Source organism: Pseudomonas rhodesiae (genome assembly GCF_013285305.1).
GTDB classification, from domain to species: domain Bacteria; phylum Pseudomonadota; class Gammaproteobacteria; order Pseudomonadales; family Pseudomonadaceae; genus Aquipseudomonas; species Aquipseudomonas rhodesiae.
In genome coordinates this window covers 495,490-515,474 of the sequence record NZ_CP054205.1, presented here as the reverse complement: position 1 = coordinate 515,474, position 19,985 = coordinate 495,490, and the positions used below count along the sequence as shown (strand labels likewise).

At 58.1% G+C, this 19,985-nt stretch carries 22 protein-coding genes; 14 read left to right on the top strand and 8 right to left on the bottom strand.

What is annotated here, in order from left to right; all coding sequences use genetic code 11:
- The first annotated feature begins 2 nt into the window (after positions 1-2).
- Positions 3-458, top strand: coding sequence for a thioesterase domain-containing protein (locus HRH33_RS02295; RefSeq protein ID WP_094066146.1), 456 nt, complete (start codon positions 3-5; stop codon positions 456-458).
- A gap of 62 nt (positions 459-520) precedes the next feature.
- Here the strand turns inward: HRH33_RS02295 and cysQ are convergent, their stop codons facing one another.
- Positions 521-1,357 (bottom strand): 3'(2'),5'-bisphosphate nucleotidase CysQ, encoded by an 837-nt coding sequence (gene cysQ, locus HRH33_RS02290; RefSeq protein WP_167418158.1) that lies wholly within the window; start codon positions 1,355-1,357, stop codon positions 521-523.
- Positions 1,354-1,920 carry an ADP compounds hydrolase NudE gene (nudE, locus tag HRH33_RS02285; RefSeq protein WP_034095374.1) on the bottom strand — a complete coding sequence of 189 codons (567 nt, stop codon included), beginning with the start codon at positions 1,918-1,920 and terminating at the stop codon, positions 1,354-1,356. The genes cysQ and nudE overlap by 4 nt, the downstream gene beginning before the upstream one ends.
- Before the next feature lie 87 nt (positions 1,921-2,007).
- On the opposite strand from nudE, the gene yrfG reads away from it, so the two are divergent.
- Positions 2,008-2,670, top strand: a complete 663-nt coding sequence (yrfG, locus tag HRH33_RS02280; protein ID WP_034095373.1) for a GMP/IMP nucleotidase — start codon at positions 2,008-2,010, stop codon at positions 2,668-2,670.
- A gap of 43 nt (positions 2,671-2,713) precedes the next feature.
- Here yrfG and lysM read toward each other — a convergent pair whose 3' ends face one another.
- Positions 2,714-3,154 (bottom strand): peptidoglycan-binding protein LysM, encoded by a 441-nt coding sequence (gene lysM, locus HRH33_RS02275; RefSeq protein ID WP_034136497.1) that lies wholly within the window; start codon positions 3,152-3,154, stop codon positions 2,714-2,716.
- 132 nt (positions 3,155-3,286) lie between these two features.
- Here lysM and HRH33_RS02270 point away from each other — a divergent pair, with 132 nt between their 5' ends.
- The 4 genes from HRH33_RS02270 to HRH33_RS02255 all read left to right on the top strand — a co-directional run bounded on the left by HRH33_RS02270 (position 3,287) and on the right by HRH33_RS02255 (position 8,141).
- Positions 3,287-4,174, top strand: a complete 888-nt coding sequence (locus tag HRH33_RS02270; protein ID WP_034136496.1) for a LysR family transcriptional regulator — start codon at positions 3,287-3,289, stop codon at positions 4,172-4,174.
- Positions 4,175-4,270: 96 nt separating this feature from the next.
- Entirely contained in the window at positions 4,271-5,110 is an 840-nt protein-coding gene (fdhD, locus tag HRH33_RS02265; protein WP_034136495.1) for a formate dehydrogenase accessory sulfurtransferase FdhD, read from the top strand.
- Entirely contained in the window at positions 5,107-7,455 is a 2,349-nt protein-coding gene (locus HRH33_RS02260; protein ID WP_167418159.1) for an FdhF/YdeP family oxidoreductase, read from the top strand. Before fdhD ends, HRH33_RS02260 begins: the two co-directional genes overlap by 4 nt.
- 206 nt (positions 7,456-7,661) lie before the next feature.
- Positions 7,662-8,141 (top strand): glycine zipper domain-containing protein, encoded by a 480-nt coding sequence (locus tag HRH33_RS02255; protein ID WP_034136493.1) that lies wholly within the window; start codon positions 7,662-7,664, stop codon positions 8,139-8,141.
- 68 nt (positions 8,142-8,209) lie between these two features.
- Here the strand turns inward: HRH33_RS02255 and HRH33_RS02250 are convergent, their stop codons facing one another.
- The 3 genes from HRH33_RS02250 to HRH33_RS02240 form a co-directional block, all read right to left on the bottom strand.
- Complete coding sequence (locus HRH33_RS02250; RefSeq protein WP_167418160.1) at positions 8,210-8,641, bottom strand: acyl-CoA thioesterase; 432 nt, start codon at positions 8,639-8,641, stop codon at positions 8,210-8,212.
- Positions 8,642-8,664: 23 nt separating this feature from the next.
- Positions 8,665-10,602, bottom strand: coding sequence for a RecQ family ATP-dependent DNA helicase (locus HRH33_RS02245; protein WP_167418161.1), 1,938 nt, complete (start codon positions 10,600-10,602; stop codon positions 8,665-8,667).
- Positions 10,603-10,827: 225 nt separating this feature from the next.
- The gene (locus HRH33_RS02240; RefSeq protein WP_167418162.1) at positions 10,828-12,003 is read right to left on the bottom strand and encodes a tetratricopeptide repeat protein; all 1,176 of its coding nucleotides are present in this window, start codon (positions 12,001-12,003) and stop codon (positions 10,828-10,830) included.
- 175 nt (positions 12,004-12,178) lie between these two features.
- Here HRH33_RS02240 and HRH33_RS02235 point away from each other — a divergent pair, with 175 nt between their 5' ends.
- The 8 genes from HRH33_RS02235 (at position 12,179) to HRH33_RS02200 (ending at position 17,179) form a co-directional block, all read left to right on the top strand.
- Positions 12,179-12,349, top strand: coding sequence for a YhfG family protein (locus HRH33_RS02235; protein ID WP_080761377.1), 171 nt, complete (start codon positions 12,179-12,181; stop codon positions 12,347-12,349).
- Complete coding sequence (locus tag HRH33_RS02230) at positions 12,349-12,948, top strand: putative adenosine monophosphate-protein transferase Fic (RefSeq protein ID WP_034136490.1); 600 nt, start codon at positions 12,349-12,351, stop codon at positions 12,946-12,948. Before HRH33_RS02235 ends, HRH33_RS02230 begins: the two co-directional genes overlap by 1 nt.
- Before the next feature lie 205 nt (positions 12,949-13,153).
- Positions 13,154-13,624, top strand: a complete 471-nt coding sequence (locus HRH33_RS02225) for a hypothetical protein (RefSeq protein ID WP_167418163.1) — start codon at positions 13,154-13,156, stop codon at positions 13,622-13,624.
- Between the two features lie 277 nt (positions 13,625-13,901).
- A complete protein-coding gene (locus tag HRH33_RS02220; RefSeq protein WP_034095363.1) occupies positions 13,902-14,258 on the top strand; it encodes a DUF1493 family protein in 357 nt (118 codons plus the stop codon).
- 348 nt (positions 14,259-14,606) lie between these two features.
- Positions 14,607-15,077, top strand: coding sequence for a hypothetical protein (locus HRH33_RS02215; protein ID WP_167418163.1), 471 nt, complete (start codon positions 14,607-14,609; stop codon positions 15,075-15,077).
- Positions 15,078-15,354: 277 nt separating this feature from the next.
- On the top strand, positions 15,355-15,711 hold the full coding sequence (locus tag HRH33_RS02210) for a DUF1493 family protein (protein WP_034095363.1): 357 nt from the start codon (positions 15,355-15,357) through the stop codon (positions 15,709-15,711).
- Between the two features lie 348 nt (positions 15,712-16,059).
- A complete protein-coding gene (locus tag HRH33_RS02205) occupies positions 16,060-16,542 on the top strand; it encodes a hypothetical protein (RefSeq protein WP_167418164.1) in 483 nt (160 codons plus the stop codon).
- Positions 16,543-16,822: 280 nt separating this feature from the next.
- Complete coding sequence (locus HRH33_RS02200; protein ID WP_034095363.1) at positions 16,823-17,179, top strand: DUF1493 family protein; 357 nt, start codon at positions 16,823-16,825, stop codon at positions 17,177-17,179.
- 99 nt (positions 17,180-17,278) lie between these two features.
- Here HRH33_RS02200 and HRH33_RS02195 read toward each other — a convergent pair whose 3' ends face one another.
- Entirely contained in the window at positions 17,279-18,820 is a 1,542-nt protein-coding gene (locus tag HRH33_RS02195) for a phosphoenolpyruvate carboxykinase (protein WP_034095362.1), read from the bottom strand.
- Positions 18,821-18,999: 179 nt separating this feature from the next.
- The gene (gene hslO, locus HRH33_RS02190; protein ID WP_034136489.1) at positions 19,000-19,902 is read right to left on the bottom strand and encodes an Hsp33 family molecular chaperone HslO; all 903 of its coding nucleotides are present in this window, start codon (positions 19,900-19,902) and stop codon (positions 19,000-19,002) included.
- Positions 19,903-19,985 lie beyond the last annotated feature (83 nt).

Below are 19,985 nucleotides of genomic sequence, written 5' to 3'. Positions count from 1 at the left end.
CCATGAGCCGCGACAGCCGTTACCTGGAATCCATCCTTCACCATGACATTCCCCTGACCCGGGAAATGGGGCTCAAGGTGCTCGACTGGCAAGATCGCCAGTTGCAGCTGCACCTGCCCTTGCAAGCCAATATCAACCACAAGAGCACCATGTTCGGCGGCAGCCTCTACTGCGGCGCGGTGCTGGCGGGCTGGGGTTGGTTGCACCTGCAGTTGCGCGAGGAAGGTATCGAGGACGGGCATATCGTGATTCAGGAGGGGCAGATCAGTTATCCGTTGCCGGTGACACAGGACGCCACGGTGATTTGCCAGGCGCCGGAGGAAAAGGTGTGGAAGCGTTTTTTAGCCACCTACAAGCGCTATGGGCGGGCGCGGTTGACGTTGGACACCTGGATCGTGAATGAGGGTAGTGACGAAAGGGCGGTCGCCTTCACTGGCCAATACGTCCTGCACCGCTAGACCCCCCTACACAAAACAACTGTGGGAAGGGGCTAGCTCCCACAGTCAGCTTGCTTGAGGTCTTAAGCACGCGCCAAGCTCAACAAACGTTCACGCCAGGCCGCCTTGGCCGGCAGCGCCAAAAAGAACGGATTGAGCAGCGATTCCCGCGCCGGATAACTGAACGGTGCACCGCTCAACTCCAGCACTTCACCACCGGCACCTTCCAGCACGCCTTGGGCGGCAGCGGTGTCCCACTGTGAGGTCGGAGCCAGGCGCGGGTAGCAATCGGCGCTGCCTTCGGCCAGCAGGCAAAACTTCAACGAACTGCCGATATTCGCCAGCTCCAGTTTGCCCAGCCCTTCGCTCAGCCCCTCCAGCAATCGCTCCTGCTCAGGGCTGCTGTGTCGACGACTGGCCACCACCGTAAAGCACTCGCCCTCCGCCGGCGCTTGGCGCACTTGAATCTGCCTTGGGGCTTCATTGACATCCGAACGCCACGCCCCCAGGCCCGCGCCACCGAAGTAGCAACGGCCACTGGTGGGCATCGAGACCACGCCAAACACCACGCGGCCCTGTTCGATCAGCGCGATATTGACGGTGAACTCTTCGCTGCCGGCGATGAATTCCTTGGTGCCGTCCAGCGGGTCCACCAGCCACCAGCGCTGCCAGCTGGCACGCACGCTCTGGTCGATATCGGCATCTTCCTCGGAGAGCACCGGGATGCTGGGGTCCAGGGCCGTCAGGCCGGCGAGGATCAGGTGGTGCGCCGCCAGGTCCGCCGCCGTCACCGGCGAGTCATCGGCCTTGGAGGTCACGGCCACATCCGCGCGCCAGTACGGCAGGATCGCTTCACCCGCCTGGCGGGCCAGTTCAATGACAGGGGCGATAAACGGGTGGCCCAGGAACAGTTCGCTCATGCGTTGAAGGCTCCACGCTGGGTCAACAGATCGCGCACCAGGTACAACGCGGCAAGGGCGCGACCTTCACTGAATTGCTCGTTCTGCGCCAGGCTCGACAGCTCGCGCAGATTGACCTTGTCCACCCGCATCGGCTCGGGCTCATCGCCTTCCAGACGTTCTTCGTACAGATCGGTAGCCAGCACCACTTGGATTTTCTGACTCATATAGCCAGGCGACAGCGACAACTCGGTAATGTGCTCCAACTGCCGGGCACCGTAGCCTGCCTCTTCCTTGAGTTCCCGATCCGCGGCCGCCAGCACATCTTCACCGGGCTCGATCAAGCCTTTGGGCAGCGACACTTCATATTCATCCGTGCCGCCGCAGTACTCTTCCACCAGCAACGCATGGTCCTCATCGATCATCGCCACGATCATCACCGCGCCGTAACCGTTCCCCCGGCCCACCAGGCGCTCGTAGGTCCGTTCAACGCCATTGGCAAAGCGCAACTGCACTTCCTCCACGCGGAACAAACGGCTACTGGCGACTATTTCGCGGGCGAGGACGGTGGGTTTCTGGCGCATAAGCGGCTCCTTGGCGTGATCGGGTTACTATACCGTGGCTTTTCCGATTGTCTGTGTCGGATATCTTTACTTACATGAGAACGCCCCATGCCATCTTTGCCCTGGCACGCCATCGACACCGTCCTGCTGGACATGGACGGCACCCTGCTGGACCTGCATTACGACAACCATTTCTGGATGGAACACCTGCCTCAGCGTTACGCCGAGCTGCATGGCGTCAGCCGCGCCATGGCCGAGATGGAATTGCAGCCCCTGTTCGAGCGTAACGCTGGACAGTTGCAATGGTATTGCCTGGACTTCTGGAGCGCAGAACTCAACCTCCCGGTGCGCGAACTCAAGCTGGAGACCGCGCACCTGATCGCCCTGCGCCCGGATGCCGACACGTTTTTGCAGGCCATCAAACAGGCCGGCAAGCGGGTGATCCTGATCACCAACGCTCACCGCGACTCGCTGTCGTTGAAGTTGGAACGCATCGAGCTGGCGCCCTATTTCGAACGGTTGATCAGTTCCCACGACTACGGTTTCGCGAAGGAAAACCCGCAATTCTGGGACGCTTTGCAAGCTGATATAGAGTTCGACCCGGCCCGCAGTCTGTTTATCGACGACACCCTGCCGATCCTGCGCAGCGCCGGGGCGTTTGGCGTAAGGCATTTGCTGGCGGTAAAAGAACCGGATAGCAAGAAGGGGCCGAAAGACACTGGCGAGTTTGCAGCGGTCGGTGACTACCGCGATCTTATTGTCGGTCTCTGAGGTGAGAGGGGCGATGAGCCCCCACCCACCTTTCTTCCGTGTATTACTCAGGAATACGCAGCGTCTGCCCTGGGTAGATTTTGTCCGGGTGCGACAACAGCGGCTTGTTGGCTTCGAAGATCTTGTTGTACTGGTTGGCGTTGCCATACACCGCCAGAGAAATCGCACTTAGAGTGTCGCCCTCTTTCACAACGACGAAACGTGCGGCAGCCACCACCGGGCCGGATACGGTGATCTGGTCGTCCACACTCGCAACACCTTTAATGTTGCCCAGCGCCAGCAGAATTTTCTCTTTCTCTTCCTGGCTGGCGACTTCACCGGTGACGATCACCTTGTCACCCTCCACCTTGGTCTGCACATTCGGATTCCCCAGACCCACTTTGGCCACGTGTTCCTTCAACTGCTCACTGGCATTGGCATTACCCGGCGTCAACAGGTCGATCAACTTCTCGCCGGCTTCCTTAACAAAGCTTAAAAGACTCATGGTGCGCTCTCCTTGGGATATGAATTCCAGATGCCCAAGACTAGACCAGTCCTGCACACTTGGGTTCCAGACCGACCAAAGACCCAAACGCGCTAGAATCCCCCCGCCATTGGAATAAGCCCTGGAGCGAAGATGGACATCAAACAGCTGAAATTCCTCATCGCCCTCGACGAGACCCGTCACTTCGGCCAGGCCGCAGCCCGTTGCCATATCACCCAACCCACGTTATCGATGCGCCTGCGCAGCCTAGAAGAAGAGCTGGATTTGCCGCTGGTCAACCGTGGCCAGCGCTTCGAAGGCTTTACCGCGCCAGGCGAACGGGTACTGGCGTGGGCGCGGACGGTGCTGGCGGCCTACGACGGTTTGCAGGCTGAAGCGGCAGCGTGTCGCGGCAACCTGGTGGGCACGTTGCGCCTGGGGGTGGTGCCGTTGTCGAGCTTCGATCCCTTGGCACTGATGCAGCAGTTGCATAAAGAGCATCCGAACCTGCGCTTCGAGCTGTCGGCGCTCAGTTCCGAGCAGATCCTCGAACAACTGGCCAGCAATCGCCTGGACCTGGGCGTGTCGTACCTGGAGCGTCTCGACACGGAACGCTTCGACTCCCTGGCCCTGGGCGAAACCCGCATGGGGCTGCTATATGACCAGCGTTTCTTCAGCTTCGGCGACACACCGTTGAGCTGGGAAGCGCTGATCGAACTGCCGCTGGGCATGCTCACCAGCGGCATGCACTTTCGCCAATCCATCGACCACAACTTCCACAGTCGCGGCCTGCACCCACAACCGCTGCTGCAGACCGATGCCGTCCATCAGTTATTGCAGGCGGTGCATGGCGGTTTGTGTTGCGCGGTCATGCCCCTGGAGGGCGGGCTGGATGCCCTCACCGAACACCTGCGCCTGCAACCGATCGAAAACGCCCACACCCTCGCGCGGCTGGGGCTGATCATGCGTCGCAGTGCACCGCGTTCGGCATTGGCCGAGGCGTGCTTTGCGCTGTATCAGAAATCGCAAATAGAGCCTTGATCGACGTCATCTATCGGTGCATCAGTACTGGCAATTAGACGCGACGCTTTGTCGCGCCTAGTCTAAACACTGATCAATCCGCCGGTGATACGCCAAATGAACGCCCAGCGCCCAGCCTGCGCGGCGCCTGCTGCACAAACGCCCGCGTCGGCCGCCAGCCAGAGCTACCAGTATTGCACCCTCGAACACTCAGACGTCGCCAGCACCGCGCTGGCCGAAGAAGTGGCGTTGGCGATCGCCTATAATGACATCAGCCAAGCGGTGATGCTGGTGACGCCTACGGATCTGGAAGACTTTATCGTGGGCTTCAGCCTGGGCAGCGGCATCATCGCCGACATCAGCGATATCTACGACCTGAAGCTTAGCGGCTCGGGCTCTGCGCAATACGCCCAGGTACAGATTTCCAGCCGCGCGTTCTGGAACCTCAAGCAGCAGCGTCGTCAGTTAGCGGGCACCAGCGGCTGTGGCTTATGCGGCGTAGAAGCCGTGGAACAGGCCCTGCCGGATCTGCAAGTGCTGGCCGGCGCGCCCCTGCCGCCTGCTGAGTGGCTCGACGGCCTGCGCCAGCGCATCAGCGCGTTCCAGCCCCTCGGCCAGCACAGCGGTGCGGTGCACGCGGCGGTGTTTATGAATAATCAGGGCGAATTGTTGCTGGGCCGCGAAGACATTGGCCGGCACAACGCTCTGGATAAGTTGATCGGTGCATTGGTCCGTCAACAAATTCCAACCGACGGCGGCGTGGCGATTGTCACCAGCCGTTGCAGCCTCGAATTGATCCAGAAAGTCCTGCGCGCGGGCATCCAGACCCTGGTCAGCCTGTCGTCGCCCACCGGCCTGGCCTTGCAATGGGCCCGTCGGCACAACCTCAATCTCATCCACCTGCCGCAGAAAAGTGCGCCGCGGGTCTACAGCCCTGCGATGGAGAACCAGCCGTGAGCAATCATCATCAAGCCGACCAAACCCCCACACCGCGCTATAAGCCATACAAAGGCCCGGCAGGCGGCTGGGGCGCGCTGATCAGTGTGGCGCAGGCGTGGTTGACCAGCGATAACGCGCTGAAAAACCTGCGCATGATGCTCAAGACCAACCAGAACGGCGGCTTCGACTGCCCAGGCTGTGCTTGGGGCGACTCGCCGGAAAGCGGCATGGTCAAGTTCTGCGAAAACGGCGCCAAGGCCGTCAACTGGGAAGCCACCAAGCGCCGGGTGGATGCGGCGTTTTTCGCCAAGCACAGCGTGACGTCGCTGCTGGAGCAAAGTGACTATTGGCTGGAATACCAAGGCCGCCTGACCGAGCCTATGCGCTACGACGCCGCAACCGACCGTTACAAATCCATCAGTTGGGAAGCGGCCTTCGACCTGATCGGCCAGCACCTCAATGCCCTGCCCAGCCCGGACATGGCCGAGTTCTATACCTCCGGCCGCGCCAGCAATGAAGCCGCGTACCTATACCAATTGTTTGTACGCGCCTATGGCACCAACAACTTCCCGGACTGTTCGAACATGTGCCACGAAGCCAGCGGCGTGGCCCTGGCGCAAAGCGTGGGGGTCGGCAAAGGCACCGTGACCTTTGATGACTTCGAACACGCCGACGCGATTTTCGTGTGGGGCCAGAACCCCGGCACCAACCATCCGCGCATGCTCGAACCCCTGCGCGAAGCGGTCAAACGTGGCGCCCAGGTGGTGTGCATCAACCCGCTCAAGGAGCGCGGCCTGGAACGCTTCCAGCACCCGCAGCACCCGCTGGAGATGCTCACCAACGGCGACAAACCGACCAACACCGCGTACTTCCGCCCGGCGCTGGGCGGCGATATGGCGATCCTGCGCGGCATGGCCAAATTCCTGTTGCTGTGGGAACGCCAGGCGCAGGCCGAAGGCACCGAAACGGTGTTCGACCATGACTTCCTCAACGAACACACCGCCAATGTGCTGGAGTACCTGGGGCAGATCGACGATACCTCTTGGGAGGAGATCGTCGAGCAGTCAGGCCTGAGCCTGGTTGAAATCGAGCAAGCGGCGCGTATGTACGCCAAAGGCAAGAACGTGATCATGTGCTGGGCGATGGGTATCACCCAGCACCGCCACTCGGTGCCGACCATCCAGGAAATCGCCAACCTGATGCTGCTGCGCGGCAATATCGGCCGTCCGGGCTCCGGCCTGTGCCCGGTACGTGGTCACAGCAACGTGCAGGGCGACCGCACCATGGGCATCAACGAGCGCCCGCCGGTCGCGTTCCTTGATTCGTTGGAGCGCCGCTTCCAGTTTCAGGTGCCGCGCACCAATGGCCACAACGTAGTCGAAGCGATCCACGCCATGCTCGAAGGACGCTCCAAAGTATTTATCGGCCTGGGTGGCAACTTCGCACAAGCCACACCGGACAGCACGCGCACCTTCCAAGCGCTGCGCAACTGCGACCTGACCGTGCAGATCAGCACCAAGCTCAACCGCAGCCATCTGATGCACGGCAAAGACGCCCTGATCCTGCCGTGCCTGGGCCGTACCGACATCGATATCCAGGCCGAAGGCCCGCAGGCGGTGACGGTGGAGGACTCGTTCAGCATGGTCCACGGCTCCAATGGTCAATTGCAGCCGCTGTCGAGCCTGATGAAATCCGAGCCGGCGATTCTGGCCGGCATTGCCGCCGCGACCCTGGGCAGCCAGCCGGTGGACTGGAACTGGCTGGTGGCCGACTACGGGCGCATCCGCGATCTAATTGCCGACACCATTCCAGGCTTTAAGGATTTCAACGAAAAAATCAAAAACCCGGGCGGCTTCTACCTGGGCAATGCGGCTGGTGCGCGCAAATGGAACACGCCGTCGACACGCGCCAACTTCCGCCCGAACGTGCTGCCCAAGGACTTGATCCACGAGCGCACCCACGCCACTGGCCGGGTGCCGGACCTGATCATGCAGTCGATGCGCTCCCACGATCAGTACAACACCACGATCTACGGCCTGGACGACCGCTACCGTGGGGTCAAAGGTCAGCGTGACGTGCTGTTCGTCAATGAAGCCGACATCATCCGTCTGGGCTTCAAGCCGGGGCAGAAGGCTGACATCGTGTCGCTGTGGGAAGACGGCCGTGAGCGCCGTGTGAAGGGCTTCACCTTGCTGGCATTTGATATTCCAGCCGGGCAAGCAGCCGCTTATTACCCGGAAGTGAACCCACTGGTGCCGCTCGAAAGCACAGGCGATGGCAGCCATACGCCAACGTCGAAATTTGTAGCGATTCGTCTGGAAGCGGCGAGCGACAGCGGTTTGATCATGTCGCGCTCGGCCTGATCGATCATTTCGGACACAAAAAAGGCCGCTTTTGCATAAAAGCGGCCGTTCCGAAGTAGCTAATGACTCGTAAAAAACACTTAAGTTCCCTATTCAAAACAGTAACTTATAGAATTGTGTACAACTCGTGTTACTGGTCGGATTTCTATTGTCACAATGTCAATACAGCCTCAGGATCGCGCCGTCATCCCCTTGAGGTTTCCCGAATGAAGTTCTCCTCGATTCTCTTGTTGTCCCTTGGCCTGGTCAGTGGCGCAGCCATGGCCGGTGGCACCACCGAAGCCGGTGTGGGCGGCGCATTGGGCGGGGTTCTAGGTTCTGTGGTCGGCCAGCAGTTGGGCGGCAACACCGGTTCGACGATCGGCGCAGCCCTGGGCGGCGCGGGCGGTAGCGCGGTCGGCGCCGACAAGCGTAGCCGTGGCGAAGCAGCCATCGGCGGCGCATTGGGCGCCGCGGGCGGCAACGTGGTAGGCCGCAGTGTCGGCGGCAGCACCGGCGCGCTGATCGGCTCAGCAGCAGGCGGTGGCGCCGGCGGTGCCTTGGGCAATTACATGGGCAATAAGAGCGATGACGATGACCGTCATTATCGTGGCCGCGACGACCGTCGCTACTACCGTGACGATCACCCAGGCCGTGGCCATGCTTACGGGCATCGCAAGAACAAGCACCACTACCGCCACCGTTGATTCCTTAAAAACACAGCAAAACCCCATGTGGCAGGAGGCTTGCCCTCCTCCCAGATGGGTTGCTGCGGTCACACCACCAATCTCTGCAATGCCTCGCGCAACATTCCCGGAATCGTCACCGGCTGGTTCGTCCCCCGATCCACAAACACATGCACAAAACGCCCCGCCGCACAGGCATCCTCCTCGTCTGCTTTAAACACCGCCAACTCGTACTGCACTGAGCTATTGCCCAGCTTGCCTACGCGCAGGCCGATCTCAACGCGCTCAGGGTAAGCGATCGACGCAAAGTAATCGCACGACGAACTGACCACAAACCCAACCACTTCGCCGTCATGAATATCCAGCCCGCCCTGGTCGATCAGGTAGGTATTCACCGCCGTGTCGAAGAAGCTGTAATAGGTGACGTTGTTAACATGGCCATACACATCGTTGTCGTGCCAGCGCGTAATGATCGGCTGGAAGTGACGGTAATCAGCACGTTGCGGCATTGAGTCAGGCATCGGCACCTCTCTTCGAATGGGCGTTACAGTTCGTTCAAATGGGCCTGGGCCCAGGCGCGAACCTCGGCATAGGGATAGTCTTCCAACGCGGCAAAACCGGGAATAGTTCGTGCCTTCAACTTGGTGAACAACGGCACGCTGATACCGCCCAGGAAGCGCGTCAGGCGCTCGGCGCCGGGTAGGTGACCGGTGTGCTCATGATGCCTGTGGATAAAATCACCGCACAGCCCCATAAAGTTTTTATCCACAAGCGCCGGCAAGCTCGGCGGCGGCGGCAGGTGCGCCACCTGGCCATGGCAGACCGAACAATGCCCGCAACGTTGAGGCGCGTTTTCATCGCCGAAATAGCGTGCCAGTCGCTGCCCCAAGCAGTGCTCGGTGGCGAACAGCTCCAGCATGGCGTGAATCCGCGCCACCTGCGCAAGCTCGTGCTGCTTGAAGCCTGTGTATAACTCCTGGCTCAGCGCCTGTGGATCAAATTCGGTATTCAGCAGGCTGTAGACTTCGGTCATCTGCTTGCTTTCCAGCTCGATCAGACCCTGCTCCTGAAAATAATCCAGGGCCTTCACCACACGGCTGCGCACGGCATTGTGCTGCTGGTGGAGCGCGTCGAAATCTACCGTCGCCCAGGTTTTTGCCCGCTTGCACACCTGGATGATCGCCGCTACAAACTGCTGCCGTTCACCGGAAAACCGCGCCAACAATGCCTCGGGCTCGACCAGGTACTTAAAGCGGTATTCGGCGTAGAACGCATAGCGCGGCGCGATTACGCCCCTGAGTTCCAGTTGCACCAGCAGCGTCTTGAGTGGCAGTTCGCGGATATTGCTGTGATCCGCCAATGACCTGAGTAGGAACTCCCACTGCCCTTCGCCGCGCGCTGCCTGCAACTGCTCCAGCACCCGCAGGATGCCTTCCTGTTCGGGCGTATCGCCGTATACAAAGTTTTCCAGCACATTGAGGCTGTCGCGGTTGGCCAGCACCAAACAGTCGGACGGCCGGCCATCGCGACCGGCGCGGCCGATTTCCTGGCTGTAGTTTTCAATGGATTTGGGCAGGTCGAAGTGCACCACATTGCGGATGTCACTTTTGTCGATCCCCATACCAAACGCGATGGTGGCCACGATGCAATTGGAGCGCCCGTCCATGAAGCGCTGCTGAATGCCCTCGCGCTTATCGTGGGGCAGACCGGCGTGATAAGCCTCGGCCTGGATGCCATGACGGTTCAGGTGTTCGGCAATCTGCTCGGCGGTTTTCTGCAGGGTGACGTAGACGATACTTGGCTGGCCGGCCCGCTCGTTCATCCACTGGATCAACCTGCGACGCTTGTCTGCACCGCTCACCGGCTCCACTAACAGGTTAAGGTTGGGCCGGTAGAAGCCGGTGGTGACCACATCGTTAGCAGCGATGGCGAACTTCGTCTGCATATCGGCAATCACCTCGGGCGTCGCCGTAGCCGTCAGCAAAAGCGCCTGTGGGATATTGAACTGACGCTGGTAGTCCGGCAGCTTCAGATAGTCCGGACGAAAGTTGTGGCCCCATTCGGAAATACAGTGGGCTTCATCCACCACTAGCAGCGATATCCGCACGCTCTGCAGAAAGTTGCGAAAACGCTCGTTCTTCAAGCGCTCCACGGAAATCATCAGGATTTTCAACTCGCCGGAACGCGCCCGGGCCATCACGTCATTGGCGTCCTCGCGGCTTTGCGCCGAATCGATACTGCCCGCCGAAATACCGTGACGCTGCAGGAAGCCCAATTGATCCTGCATCAGCGCCAGCAGCGGCGATACCACCAACGTCAAATGTGGCAGCAACACCGCCGACAGCTGGTAACACAGAGACTTACCCGATCCGGTCGGGAAAATGGCGGCGGCCGAACGCCCGGCCAGCACAGCGCTGACGGTGTCTTCCTGGCCCGTACGAAACTGTGGATAACCAAAAACCTGCTGGAGGGTGTCGTGCATAGGCTGTCACTCCATTGACCGCTGAAGGTGGCTTTAAAACGTAGTTCAGCCGGTTCAGCGAATCGAGAAAGGTCGCATGGAAAAACGAGACAGGATGATACACAGGGTGCAGCCATGGCCTTGGGCCAAATTCGACAAGGGAGACTGTGGTTGTAGGAAAACCACAAAAAACTGTGGGAGGGGTCACCCCTCCCACAGTAGTTCAGAACAGCGCTAAATGCTGAATCAGCGGTTCTGCACGCGCTCAATCGCCGTGTCATACACCGGGTTAGCCTTCTGTTCCTTGGCCAACTGGTAGTGACGCAACGCGTCAGAGAATTGCCCGGCCGCTTCGTAGATCCGGGCGATGTTGTAGTAAGCACCGGCACGTACAGTCGCGGCGTTCGCACCAGTGGCCAGGGCGATGGCCTTGCGGTTGGCCCAGATCGACTCGGCGGTGTTACCGGCCTTCTGATAGGCCAAGCCCAGGTTGCCGTAGGCTTTACCGAAGCTGTTATCCAGGTCGATGGCCTGACGGAACAACTCGATGGCCTGATCCAGGTTGCCGGCCTGGTAGGCCGCTTCACCTTGCACGTTCAGACGTTTCGCATCCGCTTGTGCGGAGGAGCTAACGGCTACTGCCGTTACCGCGACGCTGTCATCCAGCAGCGGTTTGACTGCGTCGAGCACGTCCTTGGCGTCCACCTTTACACCGCTGAAGGTGTTGATGTCCTGGAAGTCACCGCTGCCGGTCATGCGGAACACGGTCCACAGGTTGCCGCTGCGGTTCTTCGGCACATAGTAAGTGCGCACCAGGGACTGGCCCATGTACACAAACACCTTGGCTTCGCTGTTGGACAGCTGGCGCGAGCTCGGATTGGCAATGTTGGTGAAGTCATGCACGGCATATACATAACTTTCGCCGTAGTGTTTTTTCTGCAGGGTGATGGTTTCCGGGCCATAACTGTCGACGTCGTCCACGTCCAACTCGGCGTCGGTACCCTGCTTGTTTTCGAAGTAGATATTGTTGCCCGGGAAGATCATGTGGGAATCGAGATCTTCCGGCGTCTTGCCCCAGGTCAGCACGACACGCAGGCCGTCGAGATTCTCCATAACCGGGCTGATCGCATAGGTCATGCCCGCACAGGGACACTTGACCACCAGGTTGGAATAGCCAGGCTTTTTGATGATCAGCAGATTGCTCGCATCATCGGCGGCTTCGCTGGTCAGCGTCACTTGGCCTTGGGCGTTGGTGCGGCCCACCACGTTTTGTGCGCCATTGCGCTGCAGCAATACTTCGGCATCAGCGATTTTCTGGTCCTTGACCACCGCACTCAGCACTTCGATCGGCAATTGCTCAGCCTGGATCGAAAAAGCTACCGCACACAATGACATCGCCGAAGCAACACGAAGCAAACCCATGCTTAACTCCCTTTAATTAGAGGGCGGAATCGCCCTACAAGATTTTGCGGTGAAACATACGCTGAATTCAGCCCGATGGCGGAGTATTTATACAAAATGTGACGTGGTTTTTATCCCGCCTTCCCGCTGACGCATTGCGCTACAATCAAGCCTTGCCACCCAGGAGGACGCTGCGATGAGCGAACTGACCTTTGAGCAGAAACAGGATCACTACCACAAGATCCGCCGTTCCAATTACCTGGCCAGCCTGCGCCTGGAAGGGTTCGAGACCCAACCAGCCGACGTCGACAAACCCCTGCCGACCCGCGAAGCCGTGCTTGCCAAGTACCGCAACACTCCACGCTGATGCTCGACAAATACGGGGTAGGCCAGGACCCGTACTGCTACCCCGGTAGCAGCGTCCTGCGCAATCGCCTCGATTTGCACGATGAACACAAACTGCACCAAGCCGAGCGGGAATTATCCGAAATTGCCGTGAGCAACCTTCCGCTCTTCCCTCCTCCCTACGACCTAGAACGCCTGCAATACCTCCACCGCACGCTGTTCAGCGACATTTACGACTGGGCCGGCGAACTGCGCAGCGTCAACATCCAGAAAGGCGACACCCTGTTCTGCACCCCGGAACGCATCCAGCCGGAAGCGGCAAAGATCATTCGGCATATGGAAGAGGCAAACTGGTTCGTCGGCACAAGCCAAGCCGAACTGGTGACACAAATCGCCGAAGCTTACGGCGACCTCAACGTCATCCATCCTTTCCGCGAAGGCAACGGCCGGGCGCAGCGAATTTTGTTCGAACAGATCATCGTAAATGCGGGGTTTTCGGTGAATTGGTGGCTGGTGAAACAGGCAGCATGGATACCGGCGAATATTGATGCCGTGGCGTGTGACTATCGGGGCTTGGAGGCGATCTTTGAGCGGTGTATCAGTAGACCTGTAGATCAGTGATTGTGGGCAATCCCGGCGCCCACATTTGACCAGTTCTATCCGGTGCGTCGCTGCCTAGCCACGAATGCCGGAAACAGTTGTAGGAAATCACCAAACGCCACGACATCCCCTTCCCAAACTGCTCCAAACGCCCGCTTACCCCTCTATAGAAGCTAGCCGTAACTGCATGAAAATAACGCGGTCTCTACTTTCTCGGCAGAACCCCGTGAACATCGAAAGGACTCAACACATCGGCCACTATGGCATCACGTTCACAGTGATGCGCTTCACTGTTGTGCCTGAAAATCGGAATGCTTTAGCCAATCTATGTGTGCGCGAAGCAAAAACGCGAGCACGGCAAGTGCGTGATCAGATAGGCAGGTTGTACGAAAAAATGCTGGCCAGAGACTTGCCGTGCGATATGGCGGTGGCGGTTTCCTTTCCGTTAAGTCGGAGTCAGGCCGATCGGCTAAACGACCAAAACGTGCTCATCAAACAAATATTCTCCGGTGCGGTGAAAGCGCCGGGGGTTGCGGTTTCAACAGTCGCCGCGGGCTTCGTTGGCGATTCGATTTCCGGCAAGCTTCGCAGATATCACGCAGGAGACATCATCATCGGTCTGGATGCCAGTGTGAAAGGAGGCATAGGGCCTCAGCGGTCAATACTTTCAATGCATGTCTACTCGGACGAGTCTTAGTAACATGGCCCTTTATCTTCAATTCGCTTCTTTTCTCATTATCTATTGGGTGCTGCACTATCACATAACAGACCCTCTGCTCAGAAAGCGCTTCGCTGTCACTTGCCTCATAACAGGCCTTATTTTGACGTTCCTCCTACCCTACGTAGCAGTGATCCTCAGAATGCCGTTCCTGCCTGTCTTTGTGTTCTTGGTGGGCTTAGCGCTCTTCATCACTCGAAACAAATACCGCCTACAACGCAACCATCCTCCTCACCCACTCTTGAGTGCGCCCATCATGAACCTCGCCCCCAACTTCCCCGAAGACCCCGTTATGCAGCAACTCTTGCAATTGCTGCACGAAGAAATCGGTCTGCCGAAACACAAGACCATCCGCCTGCAAACCTCACTTAATTTCGACTTGGGCTGTGACGGCAGTGAAGCCAAACAGCTTATGGAAGCACTGGAGCAGGAGTTTGCCCTCGACCTGGGCGACTACGACACTTATCGCTACTTCAACCCGCCGGTCTTTGACGTGTTCCTCAAACGTCGCAGCAAAGGGCATGGCGACAAGGTCCCGCTAACTATCGGTATGCTCTACCTGGCCATCAAAACCCACAGTTGGGACACGCAAACACTGGAAAATCTGAGCTGAGCGCAAAAACACTGAGCCTTTTCACAGGGGTATCTGCTTCAGCCTGACGCTACCCATTGCTGAGCGATGTATCAGCGCTACGTGGGAACGCTTTGAAATCCCAACGCTACACGCCACGCACAGCCACCCCTGCGATAGCGGAGCCTCGGCCAAGCCCGGTTTCCACATTTGGCCAGTCCTATCCGGTGCGTCGCTGCCTAGCCACGAATGCCGGAAACAGTTGTAGGAAATCACCAAACGCCACGACATCCCCTTCCCAAACTGCTCCAAACGCCCGCTTACCCCTCTATAGAAGCTAGCCGTAACTGCATGAAAATAACGCGGTCTCTACTTTCTCGGCAGAACCCCGTGAACATCGAAAGGACTCAACACATCGGCCACTATGGCATCACGTTCACAGTGATGCGCTTCACTGTTGTGCCTGAAAATCGGAATGCTTTAGCCAATCTATGTGTGCGCGAAGCAAAAACGCGAGCACGGCAAGTGCGTGATCAGATAGGCAGGTTGTACGAAAAAATGCTGGCCAGAGACTTGCCGTGCGATATGGCGGTGGCGGTTTCCTTTCCGTTAAGTCGGAGTCAGGCCGATCGGCTAAACGACCAAAACGTGCTCATCAAACAAATATTCTCCGGTGCGGTGAAAGCGCCGGGGGTTGCGGTTTCAACAGTCGCCGCGGGCTTCGTTGGCGATTCGATTTCCGGCAAGCTTCGCAGATATCACGCAGGAGACATCATCATCGGTCTGGATGCCAGTGTGAAAGGAGGCATAGGGCCTCAGCGGTCAATACTTTCAATGCATGTCTACTCGGACGAGTCTTAGTAACATGGCCCTTTATCTTCAATTCGCTTCTTTTCTCATTATCTATTGGGTGCTGCACTATCACATAACAGACCCTCTGCTCAGAAAGCGCTTCGCTGTCACTTGCCTCATAACAGGCCTTATTTTGACGTTCCTCCTACCCTACGTAGCAGTGATCCTCAGAATGCCGTTCCTGCCTGTCTTTGTGTTCTTGGTGGGCTTAGCGCTCTTCATCACTCGAAACAAATACCGCCTACAACGCAACCATCCTCCTCACCCACTCTTGAGTGCGCCCATCATGAACCTCGCCCCCAACTTCCCCGAAGACCCCGTTATGCAGCAACTCTTGCAATTGCTGCACGAAGAAATCGGTCTGCCGAAACACAAGACCATCCGCCTGCAAACCTCACTTAATTTCGACTTGGGCTGTGACGGCAGTGAAGCCAAACAGCTTATGGAAGCACTGGAGCAGGAGTTTGCCCTCGACCTGGGCGACTACGACACTTATCGCTACTTCAACCCGCCGGTCTTTGACGTGTTCCTCAAACGTCGCAGCAAAGGGCATGGCGACAAGGTCCCGCTAACTATCGGTATGCTCTACCTGGCCATCAAAACCCACAGTTGGGACACGCAAACACTGGAAAATCTGAGCTGAGCGCAAAAACACTGAGCCTTTTCACAGGGGTATCTGCTTCAGCCTGACGCTACCCATTGCTGAGCGATGTATCAGCGCTACGTGGGAACGCTTTGAAATCCCAACGCTACACGCCACGCACAGCCACCCCTGCGATAGCGGAGCCTCGGCCAAGCCCGGTTTCCACATTTGGCCAGTCCTATCCGGTGCGTCGCTGCCTAGCCACGAATGCCGGAAACAGTTGTAGGAAATCACCAAACGCCACGACATCCCCTTCCCAAACTGCTCCAAACGCCCGCTTACCCCTCTATAGAAGCTAGCCGTAACTGCATGAAAATAACGCGGTCTCTACTTTCTCGGCAGAACCCCGTGAACATCGAAAGGACTCAACACATCGGCCACTATGGCATCACGTTCACAGTGATGCGCTTCACTGTTGTGCCTGAAAATCGGAATGCTTTGGGCAACCTATGCCTACTGGGAGCAGGAAACACCGCAAACGAGCTGAGGAGCCACATCAGGGATCTTTACGAAAAAATGCTTGCCCGCGACTTACCTTGCAAAATGAAGCTCGCGATTTCAAAGCCTCTGAATCGGCAACAGGCAGACGTGCTCAACACTCGAGCAGACATCATCTCAGGATTGATTGGAGGCGCTCTGGCTGCACCTATCAGCCTGGTATCTCGACCTATCGGAGGCATTGTTGGCGCGACCGCCACCCTGACAGTGAAAGGCATCATTCGCAGCTATCACGCCGGCGACGTAGTTATAGGCCTGGACGCGCAGGTCAGCGGCGGAATCGGCCCTCAGCGTTCACTGTCGGCTATGGTCCGACAGTTCCAGGGGGGCTGATACGATGAGCGATTACACCCAGTGGACCAATCTGCTGCTCCTGCTCATACTGGCCGCACTCGTCGACAGAACAATAAAGCTACCAGCACTCAGAAAGTGGCTTGGACTCTGCCTTTTGGTAACTGGGCCAGCACTTCTTTTCTATGCCACCTCTTGGATCAGAGAGGCCCACTTAGAAAGCTTGCCAGTCGTGGCCTTTGTGATCGGTATCGGGTTATTGAGCACCCAAAATCTATATTGCAAGGCAAAAACCAGCCATCACTTAACCACAGCCCCCACCATGAACCTCGCCCCCAACTTCCCCGAAGACCCCGTTATGCAGCAACTCTTGCAATTGCTGCACGAAGAAATCGGTCTGCCGAAACACAAGACCATCCGCCTGCAAACCTCACTTAATTTCGACTTGGGCTGTGACGGCAGTGAAGCCAAACAGCTTATGGAAGCACTGGAGCAGGAGTTTGCCCTCGACCTGGGCGACTACGACACTTATCGCTACTTCAACCCGCCGGTCTTTGACGTGTTCCTCAAACGTCGCAGCAAAGGGCATGGCGACAAGGTCCCGCTGACTATCGGTATGCTCTACCTGGCCATCAAAACCCACAGTTGGGACACGCAAACACTGGAAAATCTGAGCTGAGCGCAAAAATACTGAGCCTTCCCACATGGGTATCTTCGCCAGCCTGACGCCCATAAAAAAGCCGCCCACAAGGGGCGGCTTTTTCACAGTTTCCGAATTTTACAACTTCGGACCCGCAGCCTTGATCGCGTCGCTCACTTCAAACTTCTTGAAGTTCTCGATGAACAGACCAGCCAGCGCCTTCGCTGCTTCATCGTAAGCGGCTTTGTCAGCCCAGGTGTTACGTGGGTTCAACAGGCCGGTTTCAACGCCCGGTACGGCCAATGGCACGTCGAGGTTGATGGTGTCGAGATGTTCGGTTTCAGCACCGACCAACGCGCCGCTCTGGATCGCTGCGATCACGCCGCGAGTGGTCGGGATGTTGAAGCGCTTGCCGACGCCGTAGCCGCCGCCGGTCCAGCCGGTGTTGACCAGGTAGACCTTGGAGCCGAAACCGCGGATACGCTTGATCAACAGCTCTGCGTATTCGCCGGCCGGACGTGGGAAGAACGGCGCACCGAAGCAGGTGGAAAAGGTGGACTTGATGCCGCTGCCCGAACCCATTTCGGTGGAGCCCACCAGCGCGGTGTAGCCGGACAAGAAGTGATAGGCCGCTTGTTCTTCGCTGAGGATCGACACGGGCGGCAGTACGCCAGTCAGGTCGCAGGTCAGGAAGATCACCGCGTTAGGCTCGCCGCCCAGGTTCTTCTCGGAACGCTTGGCAACGTGCTCCAACGGGTAAGCAGCGCGGCTGTTCTGGGTCAGGCTCACGTTGGTGTAGTCGGCGTGCTTGGCATCGTCGATCACCACGTTTTCCAACACAGCACCGTGCTTGATAGCTTTCCAGATGACAGGCTCGTTCTTCTCGGACAGGTCGATGCACTTGGCATAGCAACCGCCTTCGATGTTGAACACTACACCCTCGCCCCAGCCGTGTTCGTCGTCACCGATCAAGTAACGGCTTTCGTCGGCCGACAGGGTGGTTTTACCAGTGCCCGACAGGCCGAAGAACAGGGTCACGTCGCCTGCTTCGCCGATGTTGGCGGCGCAGTGCATCGGTAGTACATCGGCGGCCGGCAGCAGGAAGTTCTGCACCGAGAACATGGCTTTCTTCATTTCGCCGGCGTAACGCATGCCCGCGATCAGCACTTTTTTCTGGGCGAAGTTGAGGATCACGCAACCGTCGGAGTTAGTGCCGTCGCGCTCCGGCACGCACTCGAAGTTGGCCACGTTGAGCACTTGCCATTCGTCGCGACCCGCCGGGTTGTATTTCGCCGGGTTAATGAACAGGCAACGACCGAACAGGTTCTGCCAAGCAGTCTGGGTGGTCATCTTCACCGGCAGGTAGTGAGCTTCGGAAGCACCTACATGAACGTGGGAAACGAAATGCTCTTGCGCGTTGTTGAACGCCTCGACGCGAGCCCACAGAGCGTCGAATTTGTCGGCTGGGAACTTGCGGTTGATCGGGCCCCAGGCGATGGCGTCCTGAGTGGAAGGCTCTTCAACGATGAAACGATCGACTGGCGAACGGCCGGTGCGGTGCCCGGTTTCTACGACCAGCGCACCAGTATCGGCAAGCACGCCTTCACCGCGCTTCAGGGCTTCTTTAACCAGATCGTCAACACTCAGATCGGTGTATACGGCGTTGTTGGCTTGCGTCATGAGGTTCCCCGTCGGCCTATGGCCGAGTGCTCCAAACGTTTTGTAGTAGAAAGTCGCGCACTACTACCGCGAAAAAAGTGGGCCGGATTATGCCAGAAAAGCCCAAAAAGAGTAGGGCCCTCCCGTCAGAACAGCGCTAATCCGGCGATTCACAGGTGATTTACCTGTACTTAAACGTTTTAGTGGCGGGTACCGGAAGGGGTGTCGACGCCTGCACCAGCAAACAATTGGGCGATATCGGCAGCATCGAACAGGTAGCGCTGGTTACAGAACTGGCAATCGATCTCGACCTTGCCGCCATGCTCCGCCGCAAGATTTTGCGCGTCGTGCAGGCCAAGGCTGACCAGCGCATTGCCCGAACGCTCGCGGGAGCAACTGCAATGGAAGCGCAGGCTTTGTGCATCGAACAACCGCACCTCTTCCTCATGGTAGAGACGATGCAGGATGGTTTCGTTGTCAAGGCCAAGCAACTCTTCGGCTTTCAACGTGTCGGCCAGGGCGATGGTGTGGCGCCAGCTTTCCGCGCGATCGTCTTCGTCCTTGATGCGATCTGCCGGCAGTTGCTGCAACAGCATGCCGCGGGCGCGCTTGCCGTCGGCGTTGAGCCAGAACTTGGTGCCCACTTGCTGGGACATCACGAAATAGTTAGTGAAGCATTCCGACAGGGTTTTACCGTGAAGGTCGACAATCCCTTGGTAACGCTGGCCTTCGGTCGGGTCGACGGTGAGCGCCAATACGCCGTTGGGCATCAGGTCGGACAAGCTCGCGTCCGGGGCGATCAGCTCGGCCTCGTAGCGGGCCAGACCACGAATATCGCGCTCGCTGGAACACTCGATCATCAGCAGCGGAATCGGGCCCTCGGAGCGGGCCTGCAGGATCAGCAAACCGTCGAATTTCATGGTACCCACCAGCAGCGCCGCCGCGGCCATCAGCTCGCCGAGCAATTGCGCGACCGGCTCTGGATAGGCGTGTTTGGCAAGGACTTCGGCATAGCTGAGTTCCAGCGACACCAGTTCGCCGCGAGCGTCGCTGTCGTCGAAGATGAAGCGTTGGGTGAAGTCGGTATGCGGCAAATCAGTCATAGGTCGGATATCTGAAGTGATGACAAAATGGTTACAAAGTTTATAAAATTAAACGCTTTGGCACCAAACTGGTGCGATTTTAC

What these genes read in the sequence shown, in the direction of transcription:
- cysQ (WP_167418158.1), bottom strand. Translation starts at nt 1,357, where the DNA reads ATGAGCGAACTGTTCCTGGGCCACCCGTTTATCGCCCCTGTCATTGAA.
- HRH33_RS02250 (WP_167418160.1), bottom strand. Translation starts at nt 8,641, where the DNA reads ATGCCTGACTCAATGCCGCAACGTGCTGATTACCGTCACTTCCAGCCG.
- HRH33_RS02200 (WP_034095363.1), top strand. Translation starts at nt 16,823, where the DNA reads ATGAACCTCGCCCCCAACTTCCCCGAAGACCCCGTTATGCAGCAACTC.
- hslO (WP_034136489.1), bottom strand. Translation starts at nt 19,902, where the DNA reads ATGACTGATTTGCCGCATACCGACTTCACCCAACGCTTCATCTTCGAC.
- HRH33_RS02210 (WP_034095363.1), top strand. Translation starts at nt 15,355, where the DNA reads ATGAACCTCGCCCCCAACTTCCCCGAAGACCCCGTTATGCAGCAACTC.
- HRH33_RS02235 (WP_080761377.1), top strand. Translation starts at nt 12,179, where the DNA reads ATGAGCGAACTGACCTTTGAGCAGAAACAGGATCACTACCACAAGATC.
- lysM (WP_034136497.1), bottom strand. Translation starts at nt 3,154, where the DNA reads ATGAGTCTTTTAAGCTTTGTTAAGGAAGCCGGCGAGAAGTTGATCGAC.
- HRH33_RS02230 (WP_034136490.1), top strand. Translation starts at nt 12,349, where the DNA reads ATGCTCGACAAATACGGGGTAGGCCAGGACCCGTACTGCTACCCCGGT.
- HRH33_RS02255 (WP_034136493.1), top strand. Translation starts at nt 7,662, where the DNA reads ATGAAGTTCTCCTCGATTCTCTTGTTGTCCCTTGGCCTGGTCAGTGGC.
- HRH33_RS02240 (WP_167418162.1), bottom strand. Translation starts at nt 12,003, where the DNA reads ATGGGTTTGCTTCGTGTTGCTTCGGCGATGTCATTGTGTGCGGTAGCT.
- yrfG (WP_034095373.1), top strand. Translation starts at nt 2,008, where the DNA reads ATGCCATCTTTGCCCTGGCACGCCATCGACACCGTCCTGCTGGACATG.
- HRH33_RS02295 (WP_094066146.1), top strand. Translation starts at nt 3, where the DNA reads ATGAGCCGCGACAGCCGTTACCTGGAATCCATCCTTCACCATGACATT.
- HRH33_RS02220 (WP_034095363.1), top strand. Translation starts at nt 13,902, where the DNA reads ATGAACCTCGCCCCCAACTTCCCCGAAGACCCCGTTATGCAGCAACTC.
- HRH33_RS02245 (WP_167418161.1), bottom strand. Translation starts at nt 10,602, where the DNA reads ATGCACGACACCCTCCAGCAGGTTTTTGGTTATCCACAGTTTCGTACG.
- fdhD (WP_034136495.1), top strand. Translation starts at nt 4,271, where the DNA reads ATGAACGCCCAGCGCCCAGCCTGCGCGGCGCCTGCTGCACAAACGCCC.
- nudE (WP_034095374.1), bottom strand. Translation starts at nt 1,920, where the DNA reads ATGCGCCAGAAACCCACCGTCCTCGCCCGCGAAATAGTCGCCAGTAGC.
- HRH33_RS02270 (WP_034136496.1), top strand. Translation starts at nt 3,287, where the DNA reads ATGGACATCAAACAGCTGAAATTCCTCATCGCCCTCGACGAGACCCGT.
- HRH33_RS02195 (WP_034095362.1), bottom strand. Translation starts at nt 18,820, where the DNA reads ATGACGCAAGCCAACAACGCCGTATACACCGATCTGAGTGTTGACGAT.